The sequence below is a fragment of the Amphritea atlantica genome, assembly GCF_018860855.1.
GTDB classification, from domain to species: Bacteria; Pseudomonadota; Gammaproteobacteria; order Pseudomonadales; family Balneatricaceae; genus Amphritea; species Amphritea atlantica_A.
This window is the reverse complement of sequence record NZ_JAHKQE010000023.1, coordinates 120257-137218: the sequence shown is the minus strand read 5'-3', so window position 1 is coordinate 137218 and position 16962 is coordinate 120257. Positions and strand designations below refer to the sequence as shown.

The window sequence follows — 16962 nt, the reverse complement described above, 5'->3', positions numbered from 1 at the left end:
GGGAACCATGACTGACGCGTATAACTGGCAACGATTGGAAGCCGCTGCAGATCAGCCGATCTGGATTACGGATGATGAAACTTTGGCGCGTTACTGTCAGCAGTGGCAAGCGTTGCCGTTGATTGCGTTGGATACTGAGTTTATTCGGGTTGATACCTTTTATCCTATCCCCGGATTGATACAGGTCGCGGATGATCAGGCTTGTTATCTGATCGACCCTCTGAAAATTGAAGACTATGCACCCATGGTGCAATTGTTTCGTGACCCTTCCGTGCTTAAAGTACTGCACGCGGGTAATGAAGACTTAGAGCTTTTTCTCTATATGTTGGGTGAGTTACCTGCGCCTATCTTTGATACTCAAATAGCGGCCGGTTTTTTGGGCTGGGGCTTTTCGATGGGGTATCAACGGTTAGTGGAGTATGCGCTGGACGTAAAACTGGAAAAAGGTGAAACAACCTCAGATTGGTTGCAGCGTCCTTTAACCACCTCGCAGGAACACTACGCCGCACTGGATGTTGCTTATCTGCCGGTGCTCTGTCAGCAGCAAATGGCCGAGTTAGCCGAGCGAGGCATGAGTCGTTGGGCGGAGGAAGAGACGGCGCTGTTGCTGACGAATATACCGGATAGCGATCCTGACGGTGTTCATTATTACCAGCGTTTTAGTCAGGCATGGAAGCTACCGCCGGAAAAAATGGCGGCGTTGCGTGATCTGACTGCCTGGCGGGAGCGTATTTCTCGTCAACGGGACGTGCCTCGTAACCGCGTATTGAGAAATCATGCTTTGTTAGAGGTGATTAACCGCTGGCCTAAAGATGCCCGTGAACTTGCCCGAGTGCCCGAAGTTAGGATGCAGCAGGTGAAGCAGGATGGCGATGTCATCCTTGGCTATCTGAAAACCGCGGCCCAATCTGCTGAGGCTAAGCCACCTGAGTCTATCCATCGACCTTTAAGTTACCAGTGGAATAAGCCGCTTAAAGTGTTGAAAGCGATGGCCCGCAGTAAAGCGGAAGAGCTGAATATAGCACCGGAAATATTGTTACGTAAGCGAGATCTCGATGCTCTGATTAGAACGGAAGATCAGGGTCAATTCAGCCTTCCACCAAGCCTATCAGGCTGGCGTAAAGAGGTAATCGGTGATGCATTGCTAGAAAAGCTGCAGAGCCTGGATATTTAAGCAGAGTGTCTATGAAAAAGATTTGTAGTGTGTTTCGCAGCTCAAAAAAAGATGAAATGTATCTTTATGTTGAGAAAACAGAAAAGATGAAGCGTGTGCCTGACCCTCTGAAAGAGATGTTTGGTGCGCCGATACATGTGTTTGATATGTTATTAACCCCTGAAAAAGAGTTATCACGGGTTGATGCGATCAAAGTATTGGCAGATATCCGTGAGAAGGGATACTTCTTGCAGATGCCACCACCAAAAGATGATTATCTGCTTGATCTTTTTAAAGACCGTCCGCAAACGGGTGTACGTTAGTGGCTGATCAGGTATTTTGGCGTTCTAAAACGTTGCAGCAGATGTCTGAACCCGAATGGGAATCACTTTGTGATGGCTGTTCTCTGTGCTGTTTGCATAAGCTAGAAGATGAAGATACCGGTCAGGTGCACTATACCAGCGTGGTTTGCCACCTGTTGGATATGGAAACCCTGTACTGTACTCAGTATGAGAAGCGTTGTTCGTTGGTACCTCAGTGCGTCAAACTGCATCCGGAAGATGTGCAGGAGTTTCACTGGTTACCACCGAGCTGTGCCTATCGTTTAGTGCATGAAGGTAAGGATCTGCCCGAGTGGCATCCGTTGGTCAGTGGGCGTCGGGAATCCGTCAAAGAGGCGGGGGCGTCGGTGCTAGATTGGTATGAGATTACCGATGATAAATTGAAAAGTGATGATGAGTATTTTGATTATCTGCTAGATTAAATCTCATCAAATAACAGATGGCGATGTCTACAGTGATCCGTTTTGGCTGATAACGATAGGTGCTAAATACAGCTGAAAGGCCTGCCTTAGGTACTGTAAAAACTGTTAAATGTTAAAAGTAAGAGATTCAAAAAGGAGCGCTAGGCGCTCCTTTTTTTGTTTGTTGCTAGCTTGGCTAGCGGCTTATTTCTTACCCGCTAATTGGGCCTTAATGAGATCACCAATGGTGGTTGGACCTGCGGCATCAAAGGGAGCATCTGCGATCGCTTTGATCGCTGCTTTCTCGTCAGCCTGATCTTTCGCTTTGATTGATAGGGTGATGGATCGATTACGACGATCTAAGTTAATGATCTTCGCTTCTACTTCTTCGCCGACTTTTAGAACGGTGGATGCATCGTCAATACGATCAATACTAATATCCGCGACTCTTAGATAGCCTTCGATACCCTCAGCGAGTTCGATCGTCGCACCTTTTGCATCAACAGACTTAACGGTACCTTTAACAATCGAATTTTTAGGATGTGCCAAGGTATAGTCGGAGAAAATGTCTCCTTGCAGTTGCTTGATACCGAGAGAGATACGCTCTTTTTCCGCATCAATCGAGAGGATGACGGCTTCAACCGTATCGCCTTTTTTGTAGTCACGTAATGCGGCTTCACCATCGTTATCCCAAGAGATATCCGACATGTGTACTAAACCGTCTAAATCATTCTCTAGGCCGATAAAAATACCGAAGTCGGTAATGGTTTTGATCGCACCGGTGATCTTATCGCCAGCGGAGTATTGCTTGGCGAAGTTAGTCCACGGGTTAGCGGTGCATTGTTTAATCCCTAGAGAGATGCGTCGACGCTCTTCATCAACCTCAAGAATCATCACATTTACGTTATCGCCGACCTGAACGACCTTAGAGGGGTGGACGTTTTTGTTTGTCCATGACATTTCAGACACGTGAACCAAGCCCTCAACACCATCTTCGATCGACGCGAAACAGCCGTAATCGGTCAAGTTAGTCACAGTCGCTGGAACGATAGCACCTGCAGGGTAGCGTGTTTTGATAGATGACCACGGGTCTTCGCTCAATTGTTTTAGGCCAAGGGATAAGCGGTTTGTTTCTTTATCAAACTTAATGATCTGAACGGTGATCTCATCACCAGGTGTCAGCATATCGCTCGGATGCGCGATACGCTTCCAAGCCATATCGGTGATGTGTAATAAGCCGTCGACGCCGCCGAGATCGATGAAAGCACCGTAGTTCGTTAGGTTCTTAACATAGCCTTTAACCTGTTGTCCCTCTGTCAGGGTGGCCAGCAGTTCGTCCCGTTGTGCGCTATTCGCTTCTTGCAGTACGGCGCGGCGGGAGACCACGATATTGTTGCGTTTGGGGTCCAGTTTGATCAGTTTGAATTCGAGCTCTTTACCTTCTAAGTGGTCAATATCTCGTACTGGGCGAACATCGACTAGCGATCCCGGTAGGAAACCTTGAATATTATTGACATTAACGGTGAAGCCACCTTTAACCTTACCGTTGATATAGCCTTTAACGGGTTCTTCAGCATCAAAGGCGCTCTGCAACACTTCCCAAGCTTCAGAGCGTTTAGCTTTTTCACGGGATAAACGGGTCTCACCGTTGCCGTCTTCTACACTTTCTAATGCAACTTTAACCATGTCGCCGACTTGAATTTCAAGTTCGTTGGCATCGTTGAGAAATTGGCTACGTGCAATAATTGCCTCAGATTTAAGGCCCGCATTAACAGTCACCCAGTCGTTATCGATATCGACAACCTCACCCATCACGAGGGTGCCTGGTTTCATATCGATATGGTGAAGGGATTCTTCGAATAATTCAGCAAAGCTTTCGGACATATGTATTCCTATAGGCTGACCCCAAGGAAAGGGGTGGGCGCCGTGTTTACACCCGTACCATCAGCCCGGTACAGGTCCGGTTTTGGTTATCCTGATGAGCGCTGTAATGGCTGATAAAATGAGCGGCAGGCAAGAGGACAGGGCGCAAATTATAACGATTTTTCGTTGAAGGGAAAAGAGTGAGGGTAAAGGTGGGGCGTCGAGAGCCTCTGTTAAGGCTGCTAGGTGGTGATTAATATTGAGTGATAGGTTAGGGGGTTAGGTAAGCGAGTCGTTCCGCTAAGAGCTCTTGGCAGGGTTTAATAATGGCCTTAAGGTCGCTTTTTAATCGACTGGACATGAGTTCCGTTTTGGATGTTTTAAAGTATTCCACTACTAGCAGCTCCTCTTCACGGTTATTCGCCGCGATATCCATGCCGTCACCAATACAGTATGCATAGGCTGATAGGTGGTTGTTGACGATCGTGTCGATCTGATCTTGGTCGAGGAGTAGCTTATGTATGGTTAGATAACGTTTGTACTCTTGTGCGGCTGCGGCCGCCATCCCTTTGATTTGGGTGCTGGTGAATCGTTTGGATTCTGCCTGACTGCTCAGTAATTGCTTCATCCGCGCATGAACGGTGGACACTTCCTCATTAAATGTATGAGGCGCGTAGCGTTCATTGGTGCGTTTATAACGTTCGAGTTCGGCAACTTGTGCTTCTAAGCTGTTAATTTTATCCTGCATCACCACCGTTTTTTTCAGCAGTTCGCTGCGTTCATCTTTGAGGGTGATGATGATTCGCTGAGTGGGGGATATATTCTCTTGTGTGATACTTGGGTCGGTCGGCGATGATGAGGCGGACGCATCCATTGGTATGACTAACTCACCAAAGTTTTCAACTTTTTTACGATTTTCTGCCTGTTGAGCACTGATGGTGGAGTAGATGAAATACCCCACCAGTGCGGCAATAATCAGCATTAACGGCGCGCCGATAAAAAGCATCAGTTTTAGCTTGCTTAGCTGCATCGAATCGTCTCTTTACCGATCAGTTTTTAACGGCGACATATTTATTGGTGAGTTCAATCATATCGAGTAAGACATTACCGGTTTCGCTGAGTAGGGCTTCCTGTGATGGGCTAATGGTGCGGCCTTGCGAATCTTTTTCCAGCAGGTCGTCTAGGTCAGACAGTTCACTGATGGTTGATAGGTTTTTCGCTTTCCGACGTTTGTTTTCTTGATCTAACAGCCACTGCTCAGAGGTTTCTCGTTCCGTTTTAATGGTTGCTTCGTTCAGTGATACCTCTTTATCCTGCTTATCCTCATGCATTCGCTTAATTTGTGCATTCATGAAGAGGAAGTCGGGGTCGAATTTGGTCCGCTCTTGGTGTCGACTCGTTAGCGCTGGCAGGATTGATTTAAGGTTAATGTAACGCTGATGAGGAATCTCAGACACTGTGTCCCAAGGCAGGGCTCCATCAAGCGCACTCTCACCAATCTGATCGGTGTCATAAATGGTTGGCAGGGCAACATCGGGTATCACGCCCTTATGTTGGGTACTCTCACCAGAGATGCGATAAAACTTAGCATGGGTCAGTTTAATTTGACCATGATGGAGTGGTGATAGAGTCTGCACAGTCCCTTTACCGAAGGTCTGGCTACCGACAATGAGGCCGCGTTGATAATCTTGAATAGCGCCGGCAAATATTTCTGAAGCGGAGGCGCTAAGACGGTTAACCAATACCGCCATAGGGCCGTTGTAGGCTACTCGAGGATCAAGGTCCGCCTGAATGTTAACGCGGTCCAATGGATCTCTGATTTGCACTGTTGGGCCTCGGCTGATAAATAAGCCGACTAGGTCGTTGGCTTCACGCAGAGAACCACCGCCATTATTACGTAGGTCGATGATCAGACCGTCAATTCCTTCGGCTTTCAATTCGTTGATCAATTTAGCGGTATCGCGGGTGGTACTTTTGTAATTCGGGTCGCCGCGCTGTAGGGCGGCAAAGTCGATGTAAAAAGCAGGGATGCTGATCACGCCAAGTTTATAGGGCTTGCCTTCATGTTCAAGCTTAATAATCTTGCTTTGTGCTGCTTGCTCTTCAAGCTTAACTTTATTACGGGTGATTTTAATCACTTTTTGCTGTGTATCATCGCCATCCGCAGGAATAATGTTGAGTCTCACGACGCTATCTTTTGGGCCACGGATTAGGTCAACGACTTCATCTAGACGCCAGCCGACCACATCTTCAATCTCGCCATCTTCTCCTTGGCCGACACCGACAATCAGGTCAGCGGGTTTTAGCTGGCCAGCTTTATCGGCGGGGCCTGCCGGTACCAGACGGACAACTTTGGTATTTTCATTTTCGCTCTGTAATACTGCACCGATACCTTCCAGCGAAAGGCTCATATTGATATTAAAGTTTTCCGATAGGCGGGGTGAAAAGTATTGTGTGTGTGGGTCAAACTGTTTGGTTAAGGCGTTGGCGAAGTTTTGGAATACATCTTCGCTGTTGGTTTGCGTGGCGCGTTTTAGCTGGCTTTTATAGCGTTTAATCAACAGCTCTTTGGCTTCGTCGATGGATTTGTCGGCAATTTTTAGGCCCAATAATGCGCTTTTTAACCGTTTACGCCAAAACTCATTCATCTCTGCTTCGTTGGCAGGCCATTGACTATCTTCGCGATCGATTTGAATGCTTTCATCGATACTGAAATCTACTTTATAGTCAGGGTTTTCAAGCGTGGCGACCAGTTTTTCCAGCCGATCCTGAGAGCGCTGCTGGTAGCGATTGAAGATGGCATAAGCTGCCGTCAAGTCACCTTGACGGATTTCATCGTCGATCAGTGTTCGGTACTGCTCGAAGTCTTCAATATCCGATTTATAAAAGAATGCTTTAGATGGGTCTAAACTTTCTAAATACTGATCCAGTACTTTACTGGAGAGCGCATCATTCAAAACGATACTATTATAGTGGTCCTGATTGAGGGAGGTGACAATATCAGCGATGGTTTGCTGATGAATTGGCTCCGGTTGCAAAGCAGTTGTCATGGCGCTTGTTGGAAGCGCTATCAGCAGGCTCAGAACAAGTGAAGGGGCGAGCATGTGACGTAATTGGCGGGTATATTTCAAGCTGTATGTTCCTGATTTGCGACTACATATAGTATCTGAGACAGACAAATGACCAGCTTGGTTCCGTAACTCAGAAAATCTGAGTGTAGTCTTGTCGCGTGCTGATGTAAAATCAACAGCTTAACTCTTGTTTATTAATTGAAGCGGGTACTGCTATTGTGATTATGCGAGTTGTGAGTGTTGTATTTTTATCGCTGTTAGTCACCCTTATCAGCGGTTGCGGTAAAAGTGAAGAGGAAAAGCAGTTTCGTCAGCAGTTGTTAGATAAAGCACTGAATGATGATACGAAGAAAGCGGGTAATCGTTTTCTGGCAGATAATGCCCAGCGAGAAGGGGTTGTTGTAACCGATTCAGGGTTGCAATATGAGATATTACAGCCGGCACAAGGGCCAACACCTCGGGTGCTTGATCGAGTTAGAGTACGTTATACCGGTTGGACTGTTGATGGCGAAGAGTTTGAAGGGTCAGCGCTAAAAGCGGAACAACCGGTCTTTACCATAAAGGATGTGATAAAAGGGTGGCGCTTGGCGCTGCTTAAAATGTCACCGGGGGCGCGTTGGAAAATTTACCTACCGTCCGAGTTAGCCTACGGTGCCCGTAGCCCCGGTGGTATGGTGCCGGCTAATTCAGCCCTTATTTTTGAAATTGAGTTGTTAGAAATCCTGCCTGAGGAAAAGGCTGATAAATGATGCAAAAACAAGAGTTTAATAATCAACTATTTGAATTTCTAGCGGCGTCGCCGACCCCTTTTCATGCTGTTTATGAAATGCGTGGACGATTACAGGAAGCGGGTTTTATTGAGCTTCAAGAGCAGGATGTCTGGAACGTCAGGCCCGGTGGACGTTATTTTATTGTGCGCAATGAGTCATCTATTATTGCTTGGAACTTAGCGGTAAATGCCGATTTGACCCACTCGGGTATTCGCATGGTGGGCGCTCATACCGATAGTCCCTGTTTGAAAGTTAAGCCGAATCCCGAAACTGAAAGTCAAGGATGCTTGCGTGTGGGAGTCGAAGTTTACGGCGGTGCACTGCTTAATCCTTGGTTTGATCGGGATCTATCGTTGGCGGGGCGGGTTAACTACCTCAGTACGGATGGCTCTTTGCGCAGTGAATTGGTGAATTTTGAACGGCCAATTGCGGTGATTCCGAATCTCGCCATTCACCTTAACCGAGATGTAAATCAGGGACTGAATGTTAATCCACAAACGGATCTGCCACCGATCATGGCTCAATTGCAGGGCGATGCTAAGATCAAACTGCGTGACGTTCTGAAAAATGAGTTATCCACTAAGCATATTGATGACGTAGCGGAAATTCTTGATTACGAGCTGTGTTTCTATGATGTGCAGAAGCCCGCTTATATCGGTTTAAATAATGAATTTTTTGCCTCGGCTCGGTTGGATAACCTTCTGAGTTGCTTTATTGGTATGCAGGCGTTGATTGAGTCCGATTCTGAACAGAGCTGCCTGTTGGTTTGTAACGATCATGAAGAGGTGGGCAGCATGAGCGCTGCAGGCGCGCAGGGACCGATGTTGAAACAGTTGCTCGAACGTTTACAACCGGACCCTGAATCCCGTAGTCGAATGATTGCCAACTCGATGATGGTGTCGGTGGATAACGCCCATGCGGTGCATCCTAACTTTGCCGATAAGCATGATGGTAATCATGGCCCACGGATGAACGCCGGTGCAGTGATTAAGATCAATGCCAATCAGCGCTATGCCACCAACAGTGAAACTGCTTCGTTGTTTCGTCATATAGCTCGACAGGAAGCTGTGACATTGCAGTCCTTTGTTGTTCGCAGTGATATGGGCTGTGGTAGCACCATTGGTCCAATTACCGCTGCCGAGATCGGCGTGAAAACGGTTGATATTGGTGTACCACAATTGGCGATGCATTCCATTCGTGAACTGGCCGGTAGTGATGACCCTGTCAGCTTGGCGAAAGTGTTGAAGCGTTACTATCAGCAGGAGCGGGTATAAACTTTTTACATTCCCCGTTAAATCTCGGGCCGGGCTATAGCGATATAGTCCGGCCTGTTGCTATGAGCGTCCGATCTACCTGCTGCCTCGTGTTCTAACGGACGTTGAAATAAACCGTCTGTCATCGTTTACCCTCATCTTGCTGCCTCTAGCCTCTGAATTGTTCAGGTGAATGAATTTTGAGTTGACGTGAATTAATTTATTTAAGCTTCTCTGCGCGGTTTTGATAGAATCCCCGCCACTAAATTGTCTGGTAAAAAATACCTTCGACCTTTACCAATGAGGTAATAGGCGAGGGCAAGCTGATGTGTTGGGTCGTATTAACATGAAGAACTATTTTGCGCGTATGAAAACCAAAGGGCATTGCCCTCCGCGTAAACCGCTGAAAAAGATTGTTTGGTCCTGGGTTGGGGCTTTTATGGGTATTTTAATTATCTCGGTCATGGGACGCGAACTGCACCATCTAGGGATGGATAATCTACTGTTGATTGGTTCATTTGGCGCCTCTGCCGTACTTATTTATGGCGCTCCGCTGGCTGAGTTCTCTCAACCTCGCAATATTGTTGGCGGCCATGTGGTATCGGCGTTGATCGGTGTAACGATCTATCTGTTCCTAGGGGATCAGTCGGTGTTTGCGGCTCCCTTGGCGGTGTCTTTAGCGATTGTTGCGATGCATTTTACCCGCACGCTGCATCCTCCGGGTGGCGCAACCGCTCTGATTGCTATTATCGGTGGTGACAGTATCCATGCGATGGGCTATCTGTATGTCGTCTCACCTATCCTATCTGGGGCAATGGTTATGTTGCTGGTTGCCCTGCTGGTTAACAATATGTCGCGCAATCCAGGACGACATTATCCCGTCTATTGGTTTTGATGCTGTAGCGCTAGATTAGCGAGCGGCAGATACCCACATAATGGAGTATTCTATAACCATGCAGCTTGAAATAACCGCGCCGATATTTAAATGCCTAGCCGATGAAGAGGCTTTTTTTCTGCGTCTATCAGAAATTGATGGCTGCCATAAAGTGGTGGCGAGGGCGGCATATGTCAGCGTAACGGTTCGTCATGCTGGTAAGGAAACACTGACGGCAATACAGAACATCTGTGATATTTGGCACGTATCCTATAAAGTTGTTAGCGATTAAGTCGAATAATGCAGTCTGAGGGATTTATGGAACAACTGTCTGATCAGGTTATGGCCTTTATTCCGTTGTTTGTCACGGTTGCACTGGTTGTTCTGTTGCTGCTGGCGCTGCACTGGTTATTGTTAGCGCGTCATCCTGAGATGGGTAATGAGCGTCGGTTGCCGCGGCAGCTGATCATGCTGGTACTGAGCTTGGCGGCGACGGTGTTGATTGCCATTGCATTGCCGGTGAGCGAGAGTACTCGAAACCAGGTGATAGGGTTGATTGGTGTGCTGGTATCCGGCCTGATTGCCTTTTCCTCAACGACCGTGACCACCAATTTAATGGCGGGGTTAATGCTGCGTAATACGCGTCCCTTTCGGGTGGGTGATTTTATCCGGGTAGGGGAGCATTTTGGCCGGGTGGCCGAACGAGGGCTTCTGGATACCGAGATTCAAACAGAGCATCGTGAGCTAGTGTCACTGCCTAATACTTATTTGATTACCAATCCTGTTGAAGTTGTTCTCTCCGATGGTGCGATTGTTTCCGTGACTCTGTCTCTAGGGTATGACCTGCACCATGGGCAGGTAGAAAATCTCCTGATCGAAGCGGCGGGAGAAGCCGGTTTAGCCGAACCTTTCTGTCAGATCGTCGAACTGGGCGATCACGCCATTACCTATCGGGTGAGTGGCTTGTTAAGCGAAGTGAAAAGTCTGCTGACAACCCGCTCTAATCTGTATCGGGCTATCCTTGATACATTGCATGGCAATGGCATCGAGATTGTCTCTCCTCGTTTTATGAATCAGCGGCAGCTGTCCGAAACAACAAAAATAGTACCTGCCTCCGTGATTAAAACAGCCAGCACGGAGCTATCTAAGCCGGAAGAGATTGTCTTTGATAAAGCGGAACAGGCACAGGCGCGGGAAGAGAAAAAAGAGGAACTGAAAAGTGAGATAAAGGCACTGGGGGTGCAGATGAAAAGTGCTAGAGGCGATGATAAACAGCACCTAACCGAGGTGATTAGCGAAAAAACCGATCAAATGACATCCCTTGAACACCCCGAACAGGATGTGGATAGCGAGCAGCAGGGCAGTGCGCGACAACCATCATCGCCCAAGTGAACAGGGCTAATGTTCCATGCCTTAACTTATCAGCGCATTTGACCTCACCGTCCGGCCATGGTGGGCCGGTTATTCAAATCAGCTATTCATTTCAGCTGTTCTCAAGCCTAAAACCAACTTTTAGGGTGACCTGAAAGTGCCCAATATGGCCATTCTCTATATGGCCTCGGGTTTCAATGACTTCGAACCAGTCCATATTTTTGATTGTTTCACTGCATTTGGCCAGTGCATTTCGAATCGCATCATCAGAGCTGATGGGTGAAGAACCGACTATCTCTATCTTTCTGTAGGTATGATGATTAGACATAGTGTTTGTTACCCTTATAGTTTATATCGATTAGTTTAAGGGTAGCTTAAAAGTAGCGATAGGGCAGATGCCGAATGATAAATCAGTCTGCGTGGGGTGTATCAGCGGCAGTCTGCCCGTAGTGAATGATATTGTGAAAAACAGCCGCGTGATCAGTGCTGTTGCGATAACCATGGGGTTGGTCCGCCGCAAAACGTATCGCCTCCCCTTGGGTTAGCGTTAGCCATTCATCGTTAATAAGCAGCTGGATCGTGCCGCTAATGACCACCACATGTTCTGTTACGCCGGGGCGGTGAGCCTCTGAGAGTCGTTCGACACCCGCATCAAGGATGAATTCAAACATCTCAAATCCAAAGCGGGGATCATAGGGGAAAATCGGCGGTACAGGGGCATTATCATTGGCTAGGTATTTATGTTGTGCCAGCACTAGTGGAATGACCGTTGCATCGCTGCTTGCCGTTGGCGGTTCAATCAGACTCGATAGTGAGATGTTAAATCCACTGGCGATTTTCCACAGCGTGGTAATGGTTGGGCTGGATTCCCCTCGCTCAATTTGCCCGAGCATCGCTTTACTCACACCGGTTTCACTGGCGGTTCGATCGAGGCTCCAGTTTTTTTGCTGACGCTGTTGCTTCAAGTGTTTGGCGAGGTTCTGATTAATCTCTTGCACCGATTTATTTCCAATTGAGGCGATGGCTATATTTTGGTTGTGCGCTATAGCGCACAATGATACGCTTTTGGTCTTGGACGTTATAGCGCACAAGTAATAAATCAAGTGTAAGGGGTTGTTCGGATGGGATCAATAATGGGTCGCTCAAAACGCAGTGGTTTTTTCAGCCTGTCGCATATATCCGCTGGTTTTGTCGCGGTTTTGGTGGGTTATACCAGTTCGGCGGTGATTATCTTTCAGGCCGCAGGGGCTGCGGGTGCCTCAGCGGCTGAAATGAGTTCTTGGTTATGGGCGTTAGGTATTGGCATGGGATTGACCAGTATCGGTTTGTCTCTCTATTTTCGTACCCCTATTTTAACCGCGTGGTCGACTCCCGGAGCCGCGTTGTTGGTCACGGCGTTATCCGGCGTGCCGATCAATGAAGCGATCGGGTTGTTTATGTTTAGCTCTGCGTTGATTCTGGTATGTGGTATTACCGGTTGGTTTGAAAAGATCATGCATCATGTGCCGATGCCGCTAGCTGGGGCAATGTTGGCAGGGGTGTTACTGCAGTTCGGTCTTGATCTATTTACGGTGATGGGAACTAACCTATTACTCGTGGGGCTGATGTTAGCGGGGTTCCTGTTGATCAAGCTTACCTTGCCTCGTTATACGATTCCGCTAGTGTTATTGATTGGTACGCTGGTGGCGTTTTTTCAGGGGCAGTTGAATCTAGAGGTTCTACAGTGGCAGTTATCGACTCCCGTTTGGGTAACGCCGGTATTTGATCTGCAAAGTATCATCGGTATCGGCATTCCATTATTTATTATCACCATGGCCTCGCAGAACGTCCCTGGTGTGGCGGTGATGCGGGCCAACGGATATGACACCCCTATTTCACCGTTACTGACCTGGACCGGTTTAACGGGCGTGCTCTTAGCGCCTTTGGGTGGTTTTTCCTATAACTTAGCGGCGATCACTGCAGCCATCTGTATGGGGAATGAAGCGGGGCAGGACCCGAGCAAACGTTATTTGGCCGCGGTCTGGGCGGGCGGTTTTTACTTGCTGACGGGCTTGTTTGGTTCGACCATTGCCGCTTTGTTTATGGCTTTTCCTGAGGCATTAGTGATGGCGGTTGCTGGGTTGGCGTTGCTGAGTACTATTGGTAATAGCTTGTCAGGGGCGTTGGCTGAGCCGTCTGAGAGAGATTCCGCCCTGTTAACTTTCTTAGTGACTGCATCGGGGATGAATCTGTTGGGTATCAGTAGCGCCTTTTGGGGGTTGTGTATCGGTCTCATCGCTTACTATCTACAGCGTGGCGACGGGGCTTAGCTGGAGAGGTGGGCGAGCGATTAAAGTCGAGAAGGGCGGCTAATGCGAGTCGCTCGTCGGATGAAGATTGTTCGCCATTATGCTTGAAATACGCTGAAATTCCGTTAGTTCTTCTGACGTAAGTCCTTCGGTCATTGTCTGAACCGTTTTGGCATCAATAGCGATAATCTCTTTGATAACGGCAATCCCTGTATCCGTAGGACATAAGTAATGACTGCGTTTGTCATTCGGGTTGGGCATTCGGGAGATAAACCCCCGTTCAATTAAGGTGTTAACCAAGCGTGTAACCTGGGCTTTGTCGCGTCCGAGAAAGCTGGCGATATCGATGGCGGTGCAGGGCTTTTTGCGGTGAATAATCTTGATGACACGAATATGCATGGGTGTGATACCCAAATCTAGTTGCTCGGTTTGTTGATGTAATTGACGCTTCAATCCGTGGACTAAGTGAAACAAGCTTTCTAATGATGATTGATCAGACATAATGAACCTCTGTGTAAATGGTTGACAAAGTCAACTAATACAAATATAGTTGCCATTATCAACTATATTTGTATTTGTATCAAGACAGGAGAGCTATCTTGAGTGCACACACCGATTCAATATCGAAAACACCACTGATCTATAAGATGCTGGTGGTACTCAGCATCATGAGCGTTATGGGCGGTTCATTAACCGGTGTAATGACCTATATGAATGTCGGCTACGCAGATACTTTTTATAGCGATTGGCTGAGTTCATTTTTAGGCGCCTTTATGCTGATGCCTGTAGGGTTTCTGCTGATGGGGTTGATCACAAAGCTTGTTGTACAGTGGCTGCCAAACACAGATGCCCATGCCCGTAACCTCGTTGTCGGCGGGGTGATGGCTTGCATCATGGAGTCGATGATGGCGTTTAGTACCACCGCCAACACCCTTGGTTTTTCCAGTTCTGCTGATTTTTTAACGGGCTGGTTATTCAGCTTTTTAGCGGCACTGCCTTTAGGGTTAACCTTAATGGTCGTTATGTCGCTGACGGTTAAACCTAAAATTGAGCGTTATTTAACGAGTTGAGTGTCAGTTTAACCGAAGTATTAAACCATGTTTATTGAAGTGTGAGCATTTATTTGCCCGCTTTGCCGTGACGAACGAATAGAGATAACGATGATGAAGAAACAACACCTGTATAAAATAAGCATTGATCACATTCAAAACGCGGATGGTTCTGTGCCTGACGATGACATTTGTGAATTTGAATTTTCAAGCCATGATGAGCTGTTTGAGATTATCGAAAAACTAAAAAGCAGAGCGGATGTTGGCCCTGAAAAAGCGGCACCGCTGGGGCTTGGCATTAAGTTATTTGGCGGAATCATGTTGGCCAATAAAAAGCAGGATCTATTTGTTAATTTGATGCCACATTTCGCCGCCTTTATGAAAAATCTAAAGCAGAAAAAGGCATAGCGGTCGTTGGGTGTTTGAAATAGGGGAGGGCGAATCCCGCTTTGGCAGCAAGGAGGCGCTGGGTATTATATCGAGTGGTTAGGTCGTTTGGTCGTGACCGTCAAAATCAACGGTGACTTGATAACAGCCTTGAATATCAGCGACCTTATACAACCAGCCGTGACGGTTAATGATTTTTTCGCTCAGTTGTAGGCCTAAACCATAGCCATAGCCTAGTGATACTTCTTGAGTGTCTATTTTAGTTACCTGAGCGGATTCTTTATCGCTTTCGTGACTGTTAGTGATAGTGACGCGGCTGCCTTGCTGTTTAATCTCGATTAGCCCCTGTTGCGTATGTTGGTAAGCATTTCGAATAAGGTTGCTGAGCACAATGTGGCAAGCGGTTGCTGCGACATTCACACGCGCTTCGTCAGTCTCTATTTTAACGGTAACGTTTTTTGTATTAAGTAGATAATTAAGCTCATCGGTTAGCTGTTTAACTTTTTCATGTAGATTTATCGGCACGAGGGCGATGTTTTGCTTATCTTTATGACTAAGCCACAATAATGTTTCAGTTAGGTCACTCATGGTGAGACCTGCACGTTGAATTCGCTGTAACGTGAGTGCTTGTTTGTCGCTGAGAGGCGATGTTTCACTGAGTCGCTTAAGCAAATCCACATTGCTACGAATAACCGCGATAGGCGTTCGTAATTCATGGCTGGCGTAGCTTAAAAATTGCTGCTCACGCTCTAAACTTTGATGTGCCGATACTAAGCTGTTTTGAACTAATGAGGCTAAAACATTGAGTTCGTTATAAGAGAAATCGGGAGGTGGAGTTTGTGTATTCTCTTGGGTCAGTGATTTAGCCCAGTTTTTTAAAGATTCAATTGGCTTAGCTATTTTCTGCATGATCATAACCAAGCAGAAGGCAAATAATGCGATGGCTGCTAGTGCAGTAAAAAATGCCCAATATAAACGGTTTTTGGGTTGTTTCGCCGCGTTCGCATCGAGACGGTTTCTCTCGAGGATGACCTTCGAAACAAATCTTTTTTCCCCTGATGGTGTGTAAGTAAGAACGACAAAATAGATGTTCTCAGGAATAGAAAAGATAGAGGATTGATCTTTTAATTTCTGTAACTGTCCAGCCTCCGTTGGCGGAGATACAAAATTTTGCTGAATAATATCAGGCGTATCTTGCCAACGACTAGCGATATTAAAGCCAATAAGGTCAATGGGTTGTCCATCTTCGACTTCTGCTGTTTTCGCGATATCCTTCATCACGATATTTAACCCTTTATCGAGTCCATTAATAAAATAATTAACGCTTAATAAAGAAAAGCCGATCGCCATGACTGAGCCAAGCAGCACGACACTGATAAAAAAATACAGTTTGAGGCTTGGCCTGATTTTCATTATGAAGATCCTACCCTGTGTTCTTTAATAACAAAACCAATACCCGAAACGGTATCAAGTTTAATGTTGCATATTTCTACATCTAGTTGTTTACGTAGATGGTGGATATGGACTTTTAAGCTATTGCTGTCAGGTTGCTCATCCCCCCAGACGGTTTGCATAATTTGCTGGCGGCTCAGGGGTTGAGGGCTAGCGCGCACGAGCGCCTCTAATAACTTAAACGCGATAGGGGATAGTTTGAGTGTTTGCTGTTTTAACTGTGCCGTATGCTGAGTTAAATCGAGCGTTAAATCGCCTAATACGAGACGCTTTACTTCACCACTACGGCGTTTAGCAAGCACTTGCACACGGGCTACCAGTTCTTGCATATCAAAGGGTTTGACTAAATAGTCATCACTACCTGCTTTAAATCCTTGTAGCTTATTCTCGAGACCATCGCGAGCAGTCAGCATGAGTATGGGAATATCCATGCCTTTTTCTCGCAGTGTATTACACAGGGTTAAACCGTCCATTTTGGGCATATTAATATCCAGCATGATCATTTGGTAATGATTGCTTTGTATTAAATTCAATCCCATTAGACCATTACTGGCGTGATCACATTGAATGGATTCAATCTCAAGATAATCAACAATGGTGGCTGCAAGATCAAGATCGTCTTCAACCAGTAGTACATTTACCATTAAGGTACCGTTCCTTCATTCCTAGCTGTGCTTGCTCGACATTAG

19 protein-coding genes are annotated in these 16962 nt (G+C 46.8%); 11 read left to right on the top strand and 8 right to left on the bottom strand.

The genetic code is table 11. The annotated features are described in order from the left end of the window. Positions 1-7: 7 nt before the first annotated feature. Genes rnd through KO512_RS10890 form a run of 3 tightly spaced genes read left to right on the top strand, consistent with a single transcriptional unit; the run spans position 8 to position 1916 of the window. Entirely contained in the window at positions 8-1174 is a 1167-nt protein-coding gene (gene rnd, locus KO512_RS10900) for a ribonuclease D (protein ID WP_215952373.1), read from the top strand. An 11-nt stretch (positions 1175-1185) separates the two neighbouring features. Next, positions 1186-1476, top strand: a complete 291-nt coding sequence (locus KO512_RS10895) for a YcgL domain-containing protein (RefSeq protein ID WP_215952372.1) — start codon at positions 1186-1188, stop codon at positions 1474-1476. Continuing rightward, entirely contained in the window at positions 1476-1916 is a 441-nt protein-coding gene (locus tag KO512_RS10890) for a YcgN family cysteine cluster protein (RefSeq protein WP_215952371.1), read from the top strand. The genes KO512_RS10895 and KO512_RS10890 overlap by 1 nt, the downstream gene beginning before the upstream one ends. A gap of 183 nt (positions 1917-2099) precedes the next feature. Here the strand turns inward: KO512_RS10890 and rpsA are convergent, their stop codons facing one another. The 3 genes from rpsA to KO512_RS10875 all read right to left on the bottom strand — a co-directional run bounded on the left by rpsA (position 2100) and on the right by KO512_RS10875 (position 6889). Next, a complete protein-coding gene (gene rpsA, locus KO512_RS10885; RefSeq protein WP_215952370.1) occupies positions 2100-3779 on the bottom strand; it encodes a 30S ribosomal protein S1 in 1680 nt (559 codons plus the stop codon). Between the two features lie 250 nt (positions 3780-4029). Next, complete coding sequence (locus KO512_RS10880; protein WP_215952369.1) at positions 4030-4788, bottom strand: hypothetical protein; 759 nt, start codon at positions 4786-4788, stop codon at positions 4030-4032. Between the two features lie 19 nt (positions 4789-4807). Beyond that, on the bottom strand, positions 4808-6889 hold the full coding sequence (locus KO512_RS10875) for a carboxy terminal-processing peptidase (RefSeq protein WP_320135662.1): 2082 nt from the start codon (positions 6887-6889) through the stop codon (positions 4808-4810). Positions 6890-7053: 164 nt separating this feature from the next. Here KO512_RS10875 and KO512_RS10870 point away from each other — a divergent pair, with 164 nt between their 5' ends. The 5 genes from KO512_RS10870 to KO512_RS10850 all read left to right on the top strand — a co-directional run bounded on the left by KO512_RS10870 (position 7054) and on the right by KO512_RS10850 (position 11118). Next, positions 7054-7578: an FKBP-type peptidyl-prolyl cis-trans isomerase gene (locus KO512_RS10870; RefSeq protein WP_252734984.1), complete on the top strand. Its 525-nt coding sequence runs from the start codon at positions 7054-7056 to the stop codon at positions 7576-7578. Then, positions 7578-8873 (top strand): M18 family aminopeptidase, encoded by a 1296-nt coding sequence (locus KO512_RS10865; protein WP_215952504.1) that lies wholly within the window; start codon positions 7578-7580, stop codon positions 8871-8873. Before KO512_RS10870 ends, KO512_RS10865 begins: the two co-directional genes overlap by 1 nt. Before the next feature lie 325 nt (positions 8874-9198). Beyond that, positions 9199-9747 carry an HPP family protein gene (locus tag KO512_RS10860; RefSeq protein ID WP_215952367.1) on the top strand — a complete coding sequence of 183 codons (549 nt, stop codon included), beginning with the start codon at positions 9199-9201 and terminating at the stop codon, positions 9745-9747. A gap of 58 nt (positions 9748-9805) precedes the next feature. Further along, a complete protein-coding gene (locus tag KO512_RS10855) occupies positions 9806-10018 on the top strand; it encodes a hypothetical protein (protein ID WP_215952366.1) in 213 nt (70 codons plus the stop codon). A gap of 26 nt (positions 10019-10044) precedes the next feature. Then, entirely contained in the window at positions 10045-11118 is a 1074-nt protein-coding gene (locus KO512_RS10850; protein ID WP_215952365.1) for a mechanosensitive ion channel family protein, read from the top strand. Positions 11119-11209: 91 nt separating this feature from the next. Here the strand turns inward: KO512_RS10850 and KO512_RS10845 are convergent, their stop codons facing one another. Together KO512_RS10845 and KO512_RS10840 are read right to left on the bottom strand one after the other, a co-directional pair. Beyond that, on the bottom strand, positions 11210-11425 hold the full coding sequence (locus KO512_RS10845; protein WP_215952364.1) for a dodecin: 216 nt from the start codon (positions 11423-11425) through the stop codon (positions 11210-11212). Between the two features lie 82 nt (positions 11426-11507). After that, positions 11508-12095, bottom strand: coding sequence for a helix-turn-helix domain-containing protein (locus KO512_RS10840; protein WP_215952363.1), 588 nt, complete (start codon positions 12093-12095; stop codon positions 11508-11510). Between the two features lie 123 nt (positions 12096-12218). Between KO512_RS10840 and KO512_RS10835 the strand changes: the two genes are divergently transcribed. Beyond that, positions 12219-13406, top strand: a complete 1188-nt coding sequence (locus KO512_RS10835) for a benzoate/H(+) symporter BenE family transporter (RefSeq protein WP_252734974.1) — start codon at positions 12219-12221, stop codon at positions 13404-13406. A gap of 39 nt (positions 13407-13445) precedes the next feature. On the opposite strand, the gene KO512_RS10830 is transcribed toward KO512_RS10835, so the two are convergent. Further along, on the bottom strand, positions 13446-13886 hold the full coding sequence (locus tag KO512_RS10830; protein ID WP_215952362.1) for a MarR family winged helix-turn-helix transcriptional regulator: 441 nt from the start codon (positions 13884-13886) through the stop codon (positions 13446-13448). Positions 13887-13984: 98 nt separating this feature from the next. Here KO512_RS10830 and KO512_RS10825 point away from each other — a divergent pair, with 98 nt between their 5' ends. Further along, positions 13985-14455 (top strand): DUF2798 domain-containing protein, encoded by a 471-nt coding sequence (locus KO512_RS10825; RefSeq protein WP_215952361.1) that lies wholly within the window; start codon positions 13985-13987, stop codon positions 14453-14455. A gap of 90 nt (positions 14456-14545) precedes the next feature. Next, entirely contained in the window at positions 14546-14842 is a 297-nt protein-coding gene (locus KO512_RS10820) for a DUF3861 domain-containing protein (RefSeq protein ID WP_215952360.1), read from the top strand. Between the two features lie 78 nt (positions 14843-14920). Here the strand turns inward: KO512_RS10820 and KO512_RS10815 are convergent, their stop codons facing one another. After that, positions 14921-16234: a sensor histidine kinase gene (locus tag KO512_RS10815; RefSeq protein WP_215952359.1), complete on the bottom strand. Its 1314-nt coding sequence runs from the start codon at positions 16232-16234 to the stop codon at positions 14921-14923. Beyond that, positions 16234-16917, bottom strand: a complete 684-nt coding sequence (locus KO512_RS10810; protein WP_215952358.1) for a response regulator transcription factor — start codon at positions 16915-16917, stop codon at positions 16234-16236. The genes KO512_RS10815 and KO512_RS10810 overlap by 1 nt, the downstream gene beginning before the upstream one ends. Between the last annotated feature and the right edge of the window lie 45 nt (positions 16918-16962).